Source organism: Pandoraea pnomenusa (assembly GCF_000767615.3).
GTDB lineage: Bacteria > Pseudomonadota > Gammaproteobacteria > Burkholderiales > Burkholderiaceae > Pandoraea > Pandoraea pnomenusa.
Window position 1 is genome coordinate 1,442,523 of record NZ_CP009553.3, and the last position, 14,477, is coordinate 1,456,999.

Here is a 14,477-nt window from a genome sequence, read left to right on the forward strand (position 1 = left end):
AATGAAAAACAAATACTTCCTGATTTTCCTGGTGGTGCTGGCAGCGTTGCCGGTACTGCCGGCTCCCGTGCGTTTGCCCGAATACTGGGTGACGCTGCTCAACTACATTGGCCTGTACAGCATCGTGGCGATCGGGCTGGTGCTGCTCACGGGCGTGGCCGGCATGACCTCGTTCGGGCAGGCCGCGTTCGTGGGGCTCGGGGCGTATGCCACGGCCTACCTGACGACCGCGTACGGGGCGTCGCCGTGGCTTGGCCTGATCGTGGGGATCGTGATCACCGCGGCTGCCGCGCTCGTCATCGGCGCGATCACCATGCGACTGTCCGGGCACTTCCTGCCGCTGGGCACGATCGCGTGGGGCCTGTCGCTGTACTACCTGTTCGGCAACCTCGAGTTTCTAGGCAAATACGACGGCCTGAACGACATTCCGACCATCAGCCTGTTCGGCGTCGAGCTGGCGAGCGGTCGCCAGATGTTCTATCTGATCTGGGTGGTGGTCGTGCTCGCGGTCGTGTCGGTCAAGAACCTGCTCGATTCGCGCTCCGGGCGAGCCATTCGCGCGCTCAAGGGCGGCGGGGTGATGGCCGAGGCCATGGGGGTGAACACCGCGTGGATGAAGGTCGTGGTGTTCGTCTACGCGGCCGTGCTCGCGGCGATCTCCGGCTGGTTGTACGCGCACCTGCAGCGCGCCGTGAACCCCACGCCCTTCAACCTGAACCACGGCATCGAGTACCTGTTCATGGCCGTCGTCGGTGGCGTCTCGCACGTGTGGGGCGCGGTGCTGGGCGCGGCGATCCTGACGGTGCTCAAGGACTACCTGCAGAACATCCTGCCGGTGCTGCTGGGGGCCAACGGCAACTTCGAGACCATCGTCTTCGGCATCCTGCTCGTGTTGCTGCTGCAGTACGCGCGTGATGGCGTGTGGCCGTTCTTCGGCAAGATCTTCCCGGCGCGACGCGTGGCGAAGGCGCCGGAACAGGCCGAGCCGCTGGGCCACCGCGCCAAGCCGGCGGTGGGCGAAGTGGTGCTCAAGCTCGAGAAGGCGCGCAAGGAATTCGGTGGACTCGTCGCGGTGAACGACGTGTCGTTCGAGGTCAGGGCGGGCGAGATCGTGGGCCTGATCGGCCCGAACGGCGCGGGCAAGTCCACGACCTTCAACCTGGTCACTGGCGTGCTGCAAGCCACGCGAGGCGAGATCTCGTTCCTTGGCGAGCGCATCGATCGTCTGCCCTCGCGCGAGATCGTCAAGCGGGGGATCGGCCGTACGTTCCAGCACGTGCGGCTGATGCCGCAGATGAGCGTGCTTGAGAACGTGGCCATCGGCGCGTACCTGCGCGACGGGAACGGCCTGCGTCGCCGCCCGCAGGGCGGGGTGTGGTCGAGCGTGCTGCGACTCGATCGCCGTGAAGAGGCGATGCTGCTGCATGAGGCGAAGCAACAGATCGAGCGGGTGGGTCTGGGCGCGCACATGTACGACGAGGCGGGCAGTCTGGCGCTGGGCCAGCAGCGCATTCTGGAGATCGCGCGTGCGCTGGCGTGCGACCCGACGCTGCTGCTGCTCGACGAGCCGGCCGCGGGGTTGCGCTACAAAGAAAAGCAGGCGCTGGGCGACCTGCTCAGGAAGCTCAAGGACGAGGGGATGAGCGTGCTGCTGGTGGAGCACGACATGGACTTCGTGATGAACCTGACCGATCACCTGGTGGTGATGGAATTCGGCACCAAGATTGCCGAGGGTCTGCCGGAAGACGTGCAGAAGAACCCGGCGGTGCTCGAGGCGTACCTTGGAGGAGTGGAGTGATGGCAGACGCGATTCTTGAGGTCAAGGACCTCGCCGTCGCATACGGCAAAGTCGAGGCGGTGCATGGGGCGCATCTGCGCGTGCAGGCGGGGCAGATCGTCACCGTGATCGGTCCGAATGGCGCGGGCAAGTCGTCGATGCTCAACGCCATCATGGGCGCGCTGCCGCACAACGGGTCGAGCAAGGGAAGCGTGATGTATCTCGGGCACGAGATGTCGGCGCTGACGATCGAAGCGCGCGTATCGCGCGGCATGTGTCTGGTGCCGGAGAAGCGCGAACTGTTCTCGACGATGACCGTCGAGGACAACCTGCTGCTGGGCGCATATCGACGCAAGAAGGCGGGGGAGAAGCACTTCCTCGACCAGATGGAAGTGGTTTATGAGCTGTTCCCGCGCCTGAAGGAGCGTCGTGTGCAGCAGGCCGGGACGCTGTCTGGCGGGGAGCGCCAGATGCTGGCGGTGGGCCGGGCACTGATGGCCAAGCCGCAGCTGCTCATGCTGGACGAGCCGAGCCTGGGCCTCGCGCCGCTGATCGTGAAAGAAATCTTCCACATCATCAGCGACCTGCGCAAGACCGGCGTGGCAACCCTGCTCATCGAACAGAACGCCCGTGCCGCATTGCAGGTGGCGGACTACGGGTACGTGATCGAAACCGGTGAGCTGGCCCTGGAAGGTCCGGCGCAAGCGCTTGCGAGCAATCCCAAGGTCATTGAAACGTATCTGGGGCTGGCCAGGAAAGCCACTGCCGACGCTTGATAAACCACCTACCGACAAAAAGACAAGCAGCCAGGCTGAGGGAGGAAACCGGAGACAAGGAGATCTCGGGAGGCAACTAAAAAATAAGTAGTAATACTAATAAATAATGTTTGGAGACAACCAATGAAGCGTCTGATACTTGCCGCCGCGATGGCGAGCACGGTAGTGGTAAGTGTTGCCAACGCGCAATCGAATGTTCAACTCTATGGCCTGCTCGATACTGGCGTGGAATACCTGACACACGCCACGCCACAAGGCGGGACGCTGGTGCGCGTTCCGACGAATACCGCCACATTGCCCTCGCGCTGGGGAATGCGTGGCACGGAAGATCTCGGTAACGGATTGCAGGCGCTATGGACACTGGAAAGCGGGTTCGCGCTGAACAACGGCACATCGGCACAGGGCGGCCGTCTGTTCGGGCGCCAATCCTTCGTCGGTCTCGGAGGCAAGTGGGGAACGATCACGATCGGGCGCCAGTACGGTATGACGTACCTGTCGCTGCTCGATTCCGACGTGATCGGACCGGCGATCTACAGCATGGGTTCATACGACAGCTTCATTCCAAACCCGCGTAACGACAATAGCCTTGCGTATAAGGGCGTGTTCAATGGCCTGACGGTCGGTGCGGAGTACTCGACCGGTCGCGATTCGACGAGCTGTGCCGGCCAGACCGCAGGCAACTTTCTCGCGTGTCGCGAAATCTCGGCGATGCTCAAGTACAACGCGGCCAAATGGGGCGCGGCTGTAGCCTTCGATGAACAGCGTGGGGGCGCGGGCTCCGCGCCGGCGACGATCGCACCGACAGCCAGTTACGCGATGGCCCGCGCAAGCAGCCGCGACCGCCGGCTGGTCGCCAACGGCTATTTTGTGCTCGGACCGGTCAAGGTCGGTGGCGGATGGATCGGGCGATGGATTCACTCCGACGTGACGAGCGTGTCGTCAAACCTGTTCTATCTTGGCGCGTCATACGCAGTCAGTGTGCCGCTGCAGGTGGATGCGCAAGTCGTCTACTACAACAGCAAGGACGCCAGCGTCCATTCGATCATGTATGTTGCCCGTGCAACTTACAGCCTCTCAAAACGCACTGCCGTGTACGCCCAGACCGGTTTCCTGACGAACGGCGCGCAAAGTAACTTCTCGGTTAGCGGCGCGACCGTCGTGCCCGCGTCTCCGGCCATGGGTGGCAACCAGTTGGGGGTGATGTTGGGCGTTCGTCACACATTCTGACCTCGCCTCGGGAATCGCGTGCCGGTGCCCCGCGCCCGGCGCGCGGCGTCTGTCGCCGGCCGGGCGCTCCGGGACGACGCGAAGCCGAACCCGCACGAAAGCGACCGTCGACATCGTCGTCGTTCGTCGCATCGCCAGTCGTTATCGCCTACACCCGGCGAGGGTGACGGCTGCGGCTGCCTCGTATGTCATTGATTTCACAAGTTTTGTCTCGGTCGTCGATCTGGCGAGCCCCGCGTTGAGTGATCAACATTCAGAATTCGCCTCCAGCCCAGGCCCGCTCGCCCAATTTTTACCTCCGGGAAAACCCCGCGTCTTGAAATCGTAAAACCCCGTCCCTATAATTAGCACTCGTTGGCGCAGAGTGCTAACGCCATGAATTCATAGCATATGCAAACGATTGCATATTTGTTTTGACGATCTCATTGAGAGAAAGAGGAGCTTGTAATGAACCTTCGTCCCTTGCATGACCGCGTTATTGTCAAGCGCCTGGACAACGAAACGAAGACCGCATCGGGCATCGTGATCCCGGACGCCGCTGCCGAGAAGCCGGACCAGGGTGAAATCCTGGCCGTCGGCCCGGGCAAGCGTGACGATCAAGGCAAGGCGATCGCACTCGACGTGAAGGTGGGCGACCGCGTTCTGTTCGGCAAGTATGCCGGCCAAAGCGTGAAGGTCGATGGCCAGGAACTGCTGGTCATGCGCGAAGAAGACATCATGGCCGTCGTGGCCGCCTAAGTCTGTCTCCCCCAGGACATCTACGTAAAGTATTCAAGGAGTTATTGCAATGGCAGCTAAAGAAGTCGTTTTCGGCGATGCCGCTCGTGCCAAGATGGTCGAGGGTGTCAACATCCTCGCCAACGCCGTCAAGGTGACCCTGGGCCCGAAGGGCCGTAATGTCGTGCTCGAGCGCAGCTTCGGCGGCCCGACCGTGACCAAGGACGGTGTGTCGGTCGCCAAGGAAATCGAACTCAAGGACAAGCTCCAGAACATGGGCGCGCAAATGGTCAAGGAAGTGGCTTCCAAGACCAGCGACAACGCCGGTGACGGTACCACCACCGCCACGGTGCTCGCCCAGTCGATCGTCCGCGAAGGCATGAAGTTCGTCGCCGCCGGCATGAACCCGATGGACCTCAAGCGCGGTATCGACAAGGCCGTCACCGCCGCCATCGACGAACTGCGCAAGATCAGCAAGCCCTGCACCACCAACAAGGAAATCGCTCAGGTCGGTTCGATCTCGGCCAACAGCGACACCTCGATCGGTGACTACATCGCCGCCGCCATGGACAAGGTCGGCAAGGAAGGCGTGATCACCGTCGAAGACGGCAAGTCGCTCCAGGACGAACTGGACGTCGTCGAAGGCATGCAATTCGACCGCGGCTACCTCTCGCCGTACTTCATCAACACCCCGGAAAAGCAAGTCGCGATCCTGGAGAACCCGTTCGTCCTGCTGTTCGACAAGAAGATCTCGAACATCCGTGACCTGCTGCCGGTGCTCGAGCAAGTCGCCAAGGCCGGCCGTCCGCTGCTGATCATCGCCGAAGACGTCGAAGGCGAAGCCCTCGCAACGCTGGTGGTCAACAACATCCGCGGCATCCTGAAGACCTGCGCCGTCAAGGCCCCGGGCTTCGGCGACCGTCGCAAGGCCATGCTGGAAGACATCGCCATCCTCACGGGCGGCCAGGTCATCGCCGAGGAAATCGGTCTGACGCTGGAAAAGGCGACGCTCAACGAACTGGGCCAGGCCAAGCGCATCGAAATCGGCAAGGAAAACACCATCATCATCGATGGCGCCGGTGAAGCCGCGAACATCGAAGCGCGCGTCAAGCAGATCCGCGCTCAGATCGAAGAAGCGTCGAGCGACTACGACCGTGAAAAGCTGCAAGAGCGCGTGGCCAAGCTGGCCGGCGGTGTTGCCGTGATCAAGGTCGGCGCCGCGACCGAAGTCGAAATGAAGGAAAAGAAGGCACGCGTGGAAGACGCGCTGCACGCCACCCGCGCTGCCGTGGAAGAAGGCATCGTCCCGGGCGGCGGTGTCGCTCTGCTGCGTGCTCGCGTTGCCGTGTCGGGCATCAAGGGTGCCAACCCCGACCAGGACGCCGGTATCAAGATCGTCCTGCGCGCCATGGAAGAGCCGCTGCGCCAGATCGTCACGAACGGTGGCGAAGAAGCCAGCGTCGTGGTGGCCAAGGTCGTGGAAGGCAAGGGTAACTTCGGCTACAACGCTTCGACCGGCGAGTACGGCGACCTGGTGGAAATGGGTGTCGTGGACCCGACGAAGGTCACCCGCACGGCACTGCAAAACGCCGCTTCGGTGTCGGGCCTGATGCTCACCACCGACTGCGCCGTCGCCGAACTGCCGAAGGAAGATGCACCGATGCCTGGCGGCATGGGTGACATGGGCGGCATGGGCGGCATGGGCATGGGCATGTAAGTCTCGCGAGAGACGGCTTGACCGGGCGCCGCGAGGCGCCCACTGCCCGGTCGCAGGGCCCCGTGGTCTCGATCACGCCGGCCCGCGCCAAAACGGCAACGAGTTCTTCGGGACTCGTTGCCGTTTTTTTTCGCCTACCGAGCCGGTCGGGTTGGCGTGCCGGGCGTTGCGGTATCCATACCCGCGCCGCCGATTGCCGGTGGCACCTGCGGCGTCGTGGCGGCGATCTGCGCCTGCATCCACTGCCAGAACGCGTGAATGGAACGCTCCCGCGGATGGTTCTCACGCCAACTGACGTAATACTCGAGGCTGGGCGGCACCTGAATGTCGCCGATCTGCACCAGTTCCCCGGACGCGAGTGCGTCTCGCACCAGCAAGCTGCGTGTGGTGGCAACGCCTTGCCCCGCGAGCGCCGCGCGCAGCAGCAATCCCGAATCGTCGAAGATCGGTCCACGCGTGGGCTCGTGCGGCGGCAAGCCGGCCGCAACCTGCCAGTCTCGCCACGAGCGATAGGAAAAGCGCAGCATGGGCAGCTTTGACATATCGGCGAGCGTGAAATCGGGCACGCGCGCGATCAGCGCCGGATGGCACACCGCGATGACGTGGTCGTCGAGCAGCTTGCGCGTGACGAACCCCGGCTTCTCCACCCGCTGATGCCAGATACCCACGTCGACCGAATAGGGGTCGGGCGCCGGGATATCGGCATGGATCCGGACCACCAGATCGATATTCGGGTGTTGCTCGCTGAAGCATCCCAGTCGGGGAATGAGCCATTGTGCGGCAAGGTCGGTCATGACGCTGACTTCGAGCCGTACCGTCGCGAGCGACACGTCGGGGACCGTGCCGGCCCGGGCCTCCGTCATCGCTTCGTCGAGTTCCGACATCCCGATGCGCACGCGTTCGGCCAGCCGTGCGCCGACACTGGTCGGGATCATGCGCGCGCCGACGCGACGAAACAAGGCCGTGCCGAGCTGCTGCTCGAGCGAACGCATGTGATGACTCACAGCACTGTGCGTCAAATTCAATTCTTCGGCGGCCCGGGTAAAGCTCCGGTGACGTGCCGCCGCCTCAAGCGCACGCAGGGATTGGAGGGGGGGAAGGTGTTGGAACATGATGTCAAATTCTACTCACAATACGAGCGCAAAGGTTTCGTTGGCCTCATCGCCGCGTTGCGCCGACAATGCCTACCCAAGCAATTCAGCAAGGTATTGTTCATGTCGAAAGCCCTCCGGATTTTCGTGCTGTTCGCCTGCGGCTACTTCGTCTCGTATGTGTACCGCGGCGTGAACATCGGGTTCGCCCCCTTCATGACGCGCGAACTTGGCCTCTCGTCCGCCGATCTCGGCCTGTTGACCAGCCTCTACTTCCTCGGATTCGCCGGCGCGCAACTGCCCGCGGGCGTGCTGCTCGACAAATTCGGGCCCCGCCGGGTCGCCTCGCTCGTGCTGCTGCTGGCGGCCGCCGGCGCCGCCATGTTCGGGTTGGCGCAAGGCGTGGGCGCGCTCATGGTGGGACGTCTGCTGATTGGTGTGGGCGTCTCGGTGTGTCTTGGCAGTGCGTTCAAGGCGCTGGCGCTATGGTTTCCGGTCGCGCGCCTGCCGTTGCTCAATGGCCTGGTGATGGCCGTGGGGGGCATGGGCGGAGTGGTCGTCGGCACGCCGCTGACATGGCTGCTCGGCCTGACCGACTGGCGGATGGTGTCGTTCGGCTTGGCGGCGCTGACGGTGTTCATGTCGGCGGCGCTCTGGTTCGGCGCTCCCGAGAAGCCGGGTTCACACGCACAGGGCGGGCTGACCGAGGCGCTGCAGGGCGTGCGGCAGGTACTTGGCAGTGCCATGTTCTGGAAGGTGACGTCGCTGTCAGGAATGACGCAAGGCGTGTTCTACGCGATGCAGTCGCTGTGGATGGCGCCGTTCATGCGCGATGTCGAAGGCATGGGTGAGGCGCAGGCGGCCTCGCTGGTGTCCGTTGTCGGGCTCGCCATGATGGCCGGCAGCGTCGGCTTCGGCGCGGCGGCCCGTTCGCTGGAGCGACGGGGCCTGAGCGTTTTCGCATTCTCCGGCGTGGGCATGGTGTTGTTCGTCGTCGTGCAGGTGCTGCTCATGCTGCGCACGCCCATTCCCCCGATGTGGCTCTGGGCGGCCTACGGGATCTTCGGCGGCACGGGCATTCTGTCGTACGCGGTGCTCGCCGAACACTTCCACGGCACGCTGATCGGACGCGTGAACACTTCGCTCACGCTCGTCGTCTTCGTGCTGATCTTCCTGTGTCAGGTGGGGGTGGGGGCCGTACTCGGCGCTTACACCGCTCACAGCGCGCAAGCTCACTTCTCGGCATGGACGGCGCTCGTCGTACTGCAGATTCTCGGCGCCGTGTGGTACTTCTGGCCGCAGCGCCAACGCGTGCGCGAGGTCGCCGCGGCCTGATGCCGCCATTGCTGTCTCTCTCGGGACAGGGCCCCGAACCGGGCCGCTCGAAAACGCCGAAGCCGCGCCCGGCATAGCGCCGCAACCGAGGTCGTGGACGCCGGCCGCTGGGCGGCCTTGCCCAATCACTTTCCGGTTTCGAGCACCCGCAACCACGCGCTCAGGCCTGCCTCGATGTCGGAGAGCGTCGCATCGGGCAGGGGCGCGAGCATGCGATGCTCGTTGGCCACATGGGCCTCGACGGCACGTTCGATCAACGCGAATCCAGCATCCGTCAATTGAACCAGGGTGCTGCGCGCGTCGTCCGGGTTCGGCACGCGCGCGATCCAGCCCCGGGCTTCCAGGCGCTGCAATCGGTGCGTCATCGTGCCCGACGTCACCATCAGCGTGGAAAACAGCGCCGTCGGCGCCAGCCGATAAGGCGCGCCCGAGCGACGCAACGTTGCCAACATGTCGAATTCCCAGCCGCTCATGTCGAACGTCGCGAACGTGGCGTCGAGTTGCTGCTGCACCAGCGCCGCACATCGTTTGAGCCGTCCGATGACGCCCATCGGCGAGACGTCGAGATCGGGGCGCTCCCGGTGCCATTGCGCGAGGATGGCGTCGACGGCGTCGCCGTGACGCGCATGCGCCGACGATGCCGGGGCCGCCTCCTGCCCGGAAGGCGCGGCTTGCGTGACCCTGGTTGCTCGATTGCCCGTGGACCGATTCGTCATGCGTGACTCCAGTTATCTTGACTTCAAGGCAAAATGATAGCAAACTCCATTTATCTTGAATTGAAGATAAATGGCGATGACAACTTCCGCGACCACTTTGCCCTCGGGCGTGCGCTGGGCTGACGTTCTGCTGACGGCGTTTGCCCCGATGATCTGGGGATCGACCTACATCGTGACGACGCAGGTGCTGCCGCCCGATCGTCCCTTTACGGCGGCGCTGATTCGCGTGCTGCCGTCGGGCCTGCTCCTGTTGCTTTGCACTCGCCGTTTGCCGGCGCCGCGCGACTGGGGGCGTTTGCTGGTGCTTTCCGCGCTGAACATCGGCGCGTTCCAGGCGCTGCTGTTCGTCGCCGCCTATCGTTTGCCGGGTGGGTTGGCCGCCGTCGTCGGCGCGATTCAGCCGTTGCTGGTCATGGCGCTGGCATGGGGCGTGGAGCAGCGGCGCCCATTGGGGGCGACGGTCTGGGCGGCGGTGGCCGGCGTCGTCGGCATGGGCATTCTGCTGCTCTCGCCGGGAACGATCTTCGAGCCGGTGGGCATCCTGGCGGCACTGGCCGGCGCGGCGAGCATGGCGACGGGAACCTATCTCACGCGCCGGTGGCGTCTGGACATGCCCGTGCTGGCGCTCACGGGCTGGCAACTGATGTTGGGAGGGCTGATGCTCGCGCCCGTGGCCTGGTTCGCCGACGCGCCGCTGCCGGGCATCACGCTGTGGCAGGCCCTGGGGTACCTGTACCTGTCGATGGCGGGCGCCTTGCTGGCCTACGCACTGTGGTTTCGCGGCATTGCGCGGCTGACGCCCGTGGCGGTGTCGTCGCTCGGTCTGCTCAGCCCGTTGACGGCGGTCGTGCTCGGCTGGGTCCTGCTGGGGCAGGCGATCCGGGGCTTCGCGTTCGTCGGGCTGGCGATGGTCTTCGCGAGCATTCTCGCCGTGCAGTGGACGGCATCCCGACGCGCCTGAACGCGGCGCGCGCCAGCGCTCAGTTGCTTTCGAGATCCTGCGCCACCCAGTCGCCCGACTTGCCGCCGTGCTTTTCCAGCACGCGCACATCGGTGATGGTCATCCCCCGATCCACCGCCTTGCACATGTCGTAAATGGTCAGCAGTCCCACCTGCACGGCCGTCAATGCTTCCATCTCGACGCCCGTGCGACCGACGGTCTCGACCTGGGCACGGCAGTGAACGGCGTTGGCACCGTCGTCGATCAGGAATTCCACGCTGACGCGCGTGAGGGCGAGCGGATGGCACAGCGGAATCAGATCGGCCGTGCGCTTCGCGCCCTGAATGGCGGCGATGCGGGCGATGCCGAGCACGTCGCCTTTCTTTGCCGAGCCGGTGCGAATCAGTGCCAGCGTTTCCGGCTTCATCCGGATGGTGCCGCGCGCGACGGCGATGCGATGCGTGCTGTCCTTGCCGCCGACATCAACCATGTGGGCCTGTCCGGCGCTGTCGAAATGGGTGAGTTCTGCCATGAGTCGATGCTGAAAGAGGTCTGTCGCCACTGCCCTCGAAAAGGCTGACGGATGCCCGTGTCGCGAGCCTGAAGGCGGTCGTGTCTTGTCGTATTGGGAACGTTTGCGCCGTGGCGCGGAACGTCCATGTCTGGCTGCTATCATAGCAGCAGCCTCGAGTGATCAGCGCCACGCGGCGCCCATTTGCCATGACGCGTTCGTCACGTTCGTTCCGCGCCTTCATCCGCATGTTCAGCATGTCTCGCATGATCCCCGTGCTTCGTCTGTCGCGGTGCCGCGCATGAGCGTCATGCCGCCACGCGCTCGCAGCGCCTCCCGTGTCCGATGGCCTCGCGCCGTCGCATGCGGCATGTTGCCCGTGATGACGGCGGTCACGTTCGCCGCCGCTGTCGTGCCGACGCAAGTCGCCGCGCAGGCGCTTCCCACGCTGGGCCAGAGTTCCGCATCCGATCTGTCGCCCGCCATGGAGCGCAAGCTCGGCGAGCGCGTGATGCGCGAAATTCGCGCCGATCCGGATTACCTGTCCGACCTGTTGCTGTCCGATTACGTGAATGGCCTCGGCGGCAAGCTCGTGTCCGCCACGCGCAAGGTCGGCCTGGACGCGAGCCAAAGCTTCGAGTTTTTCGTGGTGCGCGACCCGGCGATCAACGCGTTCTCGCTCCCCGGCGGTTTCATCGGCATCAACACCGGACTGATCGTCGCCACACGCACCGAATCGGAGCTCGCCTCGGTCGTCGGCCACGAGACGGGGCACGTGCTGCAACATCACATCGCGCGAATGCTCGGCCAGCAGGCGCAGAACTCGTGGATCGCGCTGGGCGGCCTGCTGCTCGGCCTGCTCGCCGGGGTGGGCGCGCGCAGTTCGGATCTCGGCATGGGCATCGCGATGGGCGGACAGGGACTGGCCGTCGATCGGCAATTGCGTTTCTCGCGCGACGCGGAACGCGAGGCCGACCGAGTCGGTTTCCAGTTGTTGCAGGCGGCCGGCTTCGATACCTATGCCATGCCGACGTTCTTCGAGCGATTGCAGCGCGCGGACGCGATCAACGAAGCCGGCGTGCCCGAATACGTGCGCACCCACCCACTGACGACGGACCGTATTGCCGACATGCTCAACCGTTCGCGCAACGCGGGTTATCGTCAACCGGAACAATCGCCCGAATACCAGTTCGTGCGCGCGCGTTCGCTGGTACTGCAGCAGAAGTCGGCGAGCGACTACGCCACGATCGCCGACGCGCAACGCACCGCCATCCGCACGCAGACCGCGCCGAGCGTGGCGGGCGCCTGGTACGCGGTCGCCCTCGCCGAGTACAAGCAAAATCGCTGGGCGCCCGCCCGCGAAGCGCTGGAGAACGCCCGCGCGGCCTTTGGCGGCAGCGGTCCCGGCACCCCGAGTCTGGCGGTGCTCGCGTCGGACATCGCGCGTGCGTCGGGCCGGCCGGACGACGCGCTGCGCATCGCGGTGCAGGCACGCACGGCATTTCCGCTATCGCAGGCGGCGGACATGGCATATGCCGATGCGCTGGTGGCTGCTCACCGGATTCCGGACGCGACGAAGTTCCTGCAGGCGCAAGTGGAGCGTTATCGCAGCGAGCCGATCTGGTGGCGCGCCCTGGCCGGCGCGTGGGCGGCGGGCGGCAAGCGCGCCCGACAGCACGAAGCGCTCGCGGAGCAGTACGCGTTGCAGGGGCAATGGATGGCGGCGGTGAGTCAATTGAAGCTCGCCCGCGATGCCGGCGACGCCGACTTCTACGAACTTTCGACCATCGACGCCCGATTGCACGAGTTCCAGCGCCGGTACAAGGAAGACAAGGAAGAAGAGAAGGACTTCAACAAGCAGTTCGGGTGAGCGGCGCCAGCATCGCGAAATGCATGCCGCCGCCCGACGCACCTCGCGCGCGATGTCGCCCGGGCACGCTCAGTCGCCCGGCGTGGCCGACGCTTGCGGATCTCGCTCGAAGCCATACGTCTGTGGCAACGTGCCCGCACGAACCGTCGCGAACGGCAGCGAGTCGCCGTTGCGCCAATGCAGGCGCACCGCCGCCCTGGCATCGGCCGTATCGTCGGCGGTCTCGGCCAGTTCGAACGCCTGCGGCAAGTCCGACACTTGCGTGAGAAGATCGATATCGTGATCGTGCAGCAGCGCCAGCGGCGCATTCGGCATGTCAGCACCCTCCGCGCGAACGGCGCCCGCGAATGCCACGTTGCCGTCTTCGTCGAGCAGGCACGCGCTGGGGACGAACGATCGGCCCAACTGATCGGTCAGCACCGGCGCGCCGCGGCCTTCATGGGCTGCGGCGTCCCATGTGAGACGCACGACGAACGGCGCATAGGCCAGCGACACATAGACGCGTTGCGGCCCGTTCTGGAAGTACCAACGCCCGGCGTCGTCGCAGGCGTAATTGCGGGCGATGAATGCCAGCAGCGCTTCGTGACGAATCGGGTCGCCCGCGGCACCCGCCGCCTGCGCCGCATCGTCGCGCATGCGCCACTGCCCGCGACGATCGAGCGCCAGCCAGCCGTAGCAGTGCGGTACGTTGGGCCACTTGGCCATTGCCTGTCGAACGATTTCATCCATGGGACATCCTCGCGGGGCGCACGCGCCTAGGCCGCATTCGGCAAGAATTGACGGAAATACTCGACGACCGTGTGCGGCATCCACGTCATGCCGCCCGGGAACGGCCCGCTCATGAAACCGACGTGCCCGCCATGCGCGGGTTGCAGCAGGTGCACGAAGCGTCCGACGTCGTCTTCGCCGGGCAACGCGCTCGCGGGCTGGAACGGGTCGTTGCGCGCATTGATGACGAGCGTCGGGACCTCGATGGCCGGCAGGATCGGCTTGCTCGAGGCACGAGTGTAGTAGTCGAACGCACTGTGATAGCCGTGCAGCGGTGCCGTGACCACGTGATCGAATTCGCCGAGGTCACGCGCCGCCAGCATGCGCTCGCGATCGTAAAGGCCCGGATATTGATCGAGCTTGGCAAGTGCCTTCTTCTTGAGCGTGCCCAGAAAATTGCGCGTGTACACCATGTTGAAGCCGTGCGAGAGCGCGAGCCCCCCCGCGCGCAGGTCGAGCGGCGCGGAAATGGCGCAGGCGGCGCTGACGATGCCAGTGGCGTGCGCCTCGCGCTCGCCAAGCCAGCGCAGCAGGACATTGCCGCCCAGCGATACGCCTGCCGCGAAGATCGGGCCCGATGTGCTCGCGCGCAAACGTTGCAGCATCCAGTCGATCTCGGTGCTGTCGCCCGAGTGGTAGAAGCGCGGCGCGCGGTTCATGCGCCCGCTGCAACTGCGAAAGTGCGGTATCACGCCACGCCAGCCCTGCGCTTCGACTTCGCGCATCAACGTTCTGGCGTAGTGGCTGCCCGAGCCGCCTTCCAGTCCATGAAACAGCACGACGAGCGGTGTCGCAACGAGCGCGCCAGGCGCCGGCGGCGCCTTTTCCGAGGCGGGCGGGCCAACCAGCCAGTCGACGTCGACGAAATCGCCGTCGGGCGTGTCCCACGTCTCGCGCCGGAACTCGACGACCGGGCGGCGTCCGAGCAAGGCAGGGTAGATCGTCTGGCTGTGCCCGTCGGGCAGCCAACGCGGCGAGCGGAAATCCAGGGGAAGAAATGCCGCCGGGCGTGCCGTCATCGCGACTCCGGCC

The 14,477-nt window shown here is 64.9% G+C and carries 13 protein-coding genes; 8 read left to right on the plus strand and 5 right to left on the minus strand.

Going from position 1 to position 14,477, the window contains the following annotated elements; translation table 11 throughout:
* The first annotated feature begins 1 nt into the window (after position 1).
* From LV28_RS30595 to groL, 5 genes are all read left to right on the plus strand, one after another.
* Positions 2-1,798 carry a branched-chain amino acid ABC transporter ATP-binding protein/permease gene (locus LV28_RS30595; RefSeq protein ID WP_038618362.1) on the plus strand — a complete coding sequence of 599 codons (1,797 nt, stop codon included), beginning with the start codon at positions 2-4 and terminating at the stop codon, positions 1,796-1,798.
* Positions 1,798-2,553, plus strand: a complete 756-nt coding sequence (locus tag LV28_RS30600; RefSeq protein WP_023594868.1) for an ABC transporter ATP-binding protein — start codon at positions 1,798-1,800, stop codon at positions 2,551-2,553. Before LV28_RS30595 ends, LV28_RS30600 begins: the two co-directional genes overlap by 1 nt.
* A 123-nt stretch (positions 2,554-2,676) precedes the next feature.
* Positions 2,677-3,780: a porin gene (locus tag LV28_RS30605; RefSeq protein WP_023594869.1), complete on the plus strand. Its 1,104-nt coding sequence runs from the start codon at positions 2,677-2,679 to the stop codon at positions 3,778-3,780.
* Positions 3,781-4,227: 447 nt separating this feature from the next.
* Positions 4,228-4,518, plus strand: coding sequence for a co-chaperone GroES (gene groES, locus LV28_RS30610; RefSeq protein ID WP_023594870.1), 291 nt, complete (start codon positions 4,228-4,230; stop codon positions 4,516-4,518).
* A gap of 49 nt (positions 4,519-4,567) precedes the next feature.
* Complete coding sequence (gene groL / locus LV28_RS30615) at positions 4,568-6,214, plus strand: chaperonin GroEL (protein WP_023594871.1); 1,647 nt, start codon at positions 4,568-4,570, stop codon at positions 6,212-6,214.
* A 134-nt stretch (positions 6,215-6,348) separates the two neighbouring features.
* Here groL and LV28_RS30620 read toward each other — a convergent pair whose 3' ends face one another.
* Positions 6,349-7,326, minus strand: coding sequence for a LysR substrate-binding domain-containing protein (locus LV28_RS30620; protein WP_048806420.1), 978 nt, complete (start codon positions 7,324-7,326; stop codon positions 6,349-6,351).
* A gap of 102 nt (positions 7,327-7,428) precedes the next feature.
* Between LV28_RS30620 and LV28_RS30625 the strand changes: the two genes are divergently transcribed.
* Complete coding sequence (locus tag LV28_RS30625; RefSeq protein WP_038618359.1) at positions 7,429-8,640, plus strand: MFS transporter; 1,212 nt, start codon at positions 7,429-7,431, stop codon at positions 8,638-8,640.
* Between the two features lie 125 nt (positions 8,641-8,765).
* Here the strand turns inward: LV28_RS30625 and LV28_RS30630 are convergent, their stop codons facing one another.
* Entirely contained in the window at positions 8,766-9,356 is a 591-nt protein-coding gene (locus LV28_RS30630) for a MarR family winged helix-turn-helix transcriptional regulator (RefSeq protein ID WP_023594874.1), read from the minus strand.
* Between the two features lie 76 nt (positions 9,357-9,432).
* Between LV28_RS30630 and LV28_RS30635 the strand changes: the two genes are divergently transcribed.
* Positions 9,433-10,317 (plus strand): EamA family transporter, encoded by an 885-nt coding sequence (locus LV28_RS30635; protein ID WP_371328141.1) that lies wholly within the window; start codon positions 9,433-9,435, stop codon positions 10,315-10,317.
* A 19-nt stretch (positions 10,318-10,336) separates the two neighbouring features.
* Here the strand turns inward: LV28_RS30635 and moaC are convergent, their stop codons facing one another.
* Entirely contained in the window at positions 10,337-10,828 is a 492-nt protein-coding gene (gene moaC, locus LV28_RS30640; protein WP_038618356.1) for a cyclic pyranopterin monophosphate synthase MoaC, read from the minus strand.
* Between the two features lie 349 nt (positions 10,829-11,177).
* Between moaC and LV28_RS30645 the strand changes: the two genes are divergently transcribed.
* The gene (locus LV28_RS30645) at positions 11,178-12,677 is read left to right on the plus strand and encodes a M48 family metalloprotease (protein ID WP_023594877.1); all 1,500 of its coding nucleotides are present in this window, start codon (positions 11,178-11,180) and stop codon (positions 12,675-12,677) included.
* Between the two features lie 69 nt (positions 12,678-12,746).
* On the opposite strand, the gene LV28_RS30650 is transcribed toward LV28_RS30645, so the two are convergent.
* Together LV28_RS30650 and LV28_RS30655 are read right to left on the minus strand one after the other, a co-directional pair.
* Entirely contained in the window at positions 12,747-13,406 is a 660-nt protein-coding gene (locus tag LV28_RS30650; protein ID WP_023871968.1) for a DUF2946 family protein, read from the minus strand.
* A gap of 26 nt (positions 13,407-13,432) precedes the next feature.
* The gene (locus LV28_RS30655; RefSeq protein WP_023594879.1) at positions 13,433-14,464 is read right to left on the minus strand and encodes a YheT family hydrolase; all 1,032 of its coding nucleotides are present in this window, start codon (positions 14,462-14,464) and stop codon (positions 13,433-13,435) included.
* Positions 14,465-14,477 lie beyond the last annotated feature (13 nt).

Excerpts from the sequence above, each read along its gene's own strand:
- moaC (WP_038618356.1), bottom strand. The coding sequence starts at position 10,828 with ATGGCAGAACTCACCCATTTCGACAGCGCCGGACAGGCCCACATGGTT.
- LV28_RS30595 (WP_038618362.1), top strand. The coding sequence starts at position 2 with ATGAAAAACAAATACTTCCTGATTTTCCTGGTGGTGCTGGCAGCGTTG.
- LV28_RS30620 (WP_048806420.1), bottom strand. The coding sequence starts at position 7,326 with ATGTTCCAACACCTTCCCCCCCTCCAATCCCTGCGTGCGCTTGAGGCG.
- LV28_RS30605 (WP_023594869.1), top strand. The coding sequence starts at position 2,677 with ATGAAGCGTCTGATACTTGCCGCCGCGATGGCGAGCACGGTAGTGGTA.
- LV28_RS30625 (WP_038618359.1), top strand. The coding sequence starts at position 7,429 with ATGTCGAAAGCCCTCCGGATTTTCGTGCTGTTCGCCTGCGGCTACTTC.
- groES (WP_023594870.1), top strand. The coding sequence starts at position 4,228 with ATGAACCTTCGTCCCTTGCATGACCGCGTTATTGTCAAGCGCCTGGAC.
- groL (WP_023594871.1), top strand. The coding sequence starts at position 4,568 with ATGGCAGCTAAAGAAGTCGTTTTCGGCGATGCCGCTCGTGCCAAGATG.
- LV28_RS30650 (WP_023871968.1), bottom strand. The coding sequence starts at position 13,406 with ATGGATGAAATCGTTCGACAGGCAATGGCCAAGTGGCCCAACGTACCG.
- LV28_RS30645 (WP_023594877.1), top strand. The coding sequence starts at position 11,178 with ATGTTGCCCGTGATGACGGCGGTCACGTTCGCCGCCGCTGTCGTGCCG.
- LV28_RS30635 (WP_371328141.1), top strand. The coding sequence starts at position 9,433 with ATGACAACTTCCGCGACCACTTTGCCCTCGGGCGTGCGCTGGGCTGAC.
- LV28_RS30655 (WP_023594879.1), bottom strand. The coding sequence starts at position 14,464 with ATGACGGCACGCCCGGCGGCATTTCTTCCCCTGGATTTCCGCTCGCCG.
- LV28_RS30600 (WP_023594868.1), top strand. The coding sequence starts at position 1,798 with ATGGCAGACGCGATTCTTGAGGTCAAGGACCTCGCCGTCGCATACGGC.
- LV28_RS30630 (WP_023594874.1), bottom strand. The coding sequence starts at position 9,356 with ATGACGAATCGGTCCACGGGCAATCGAGCAACCAGGGTCACGCAAGCC.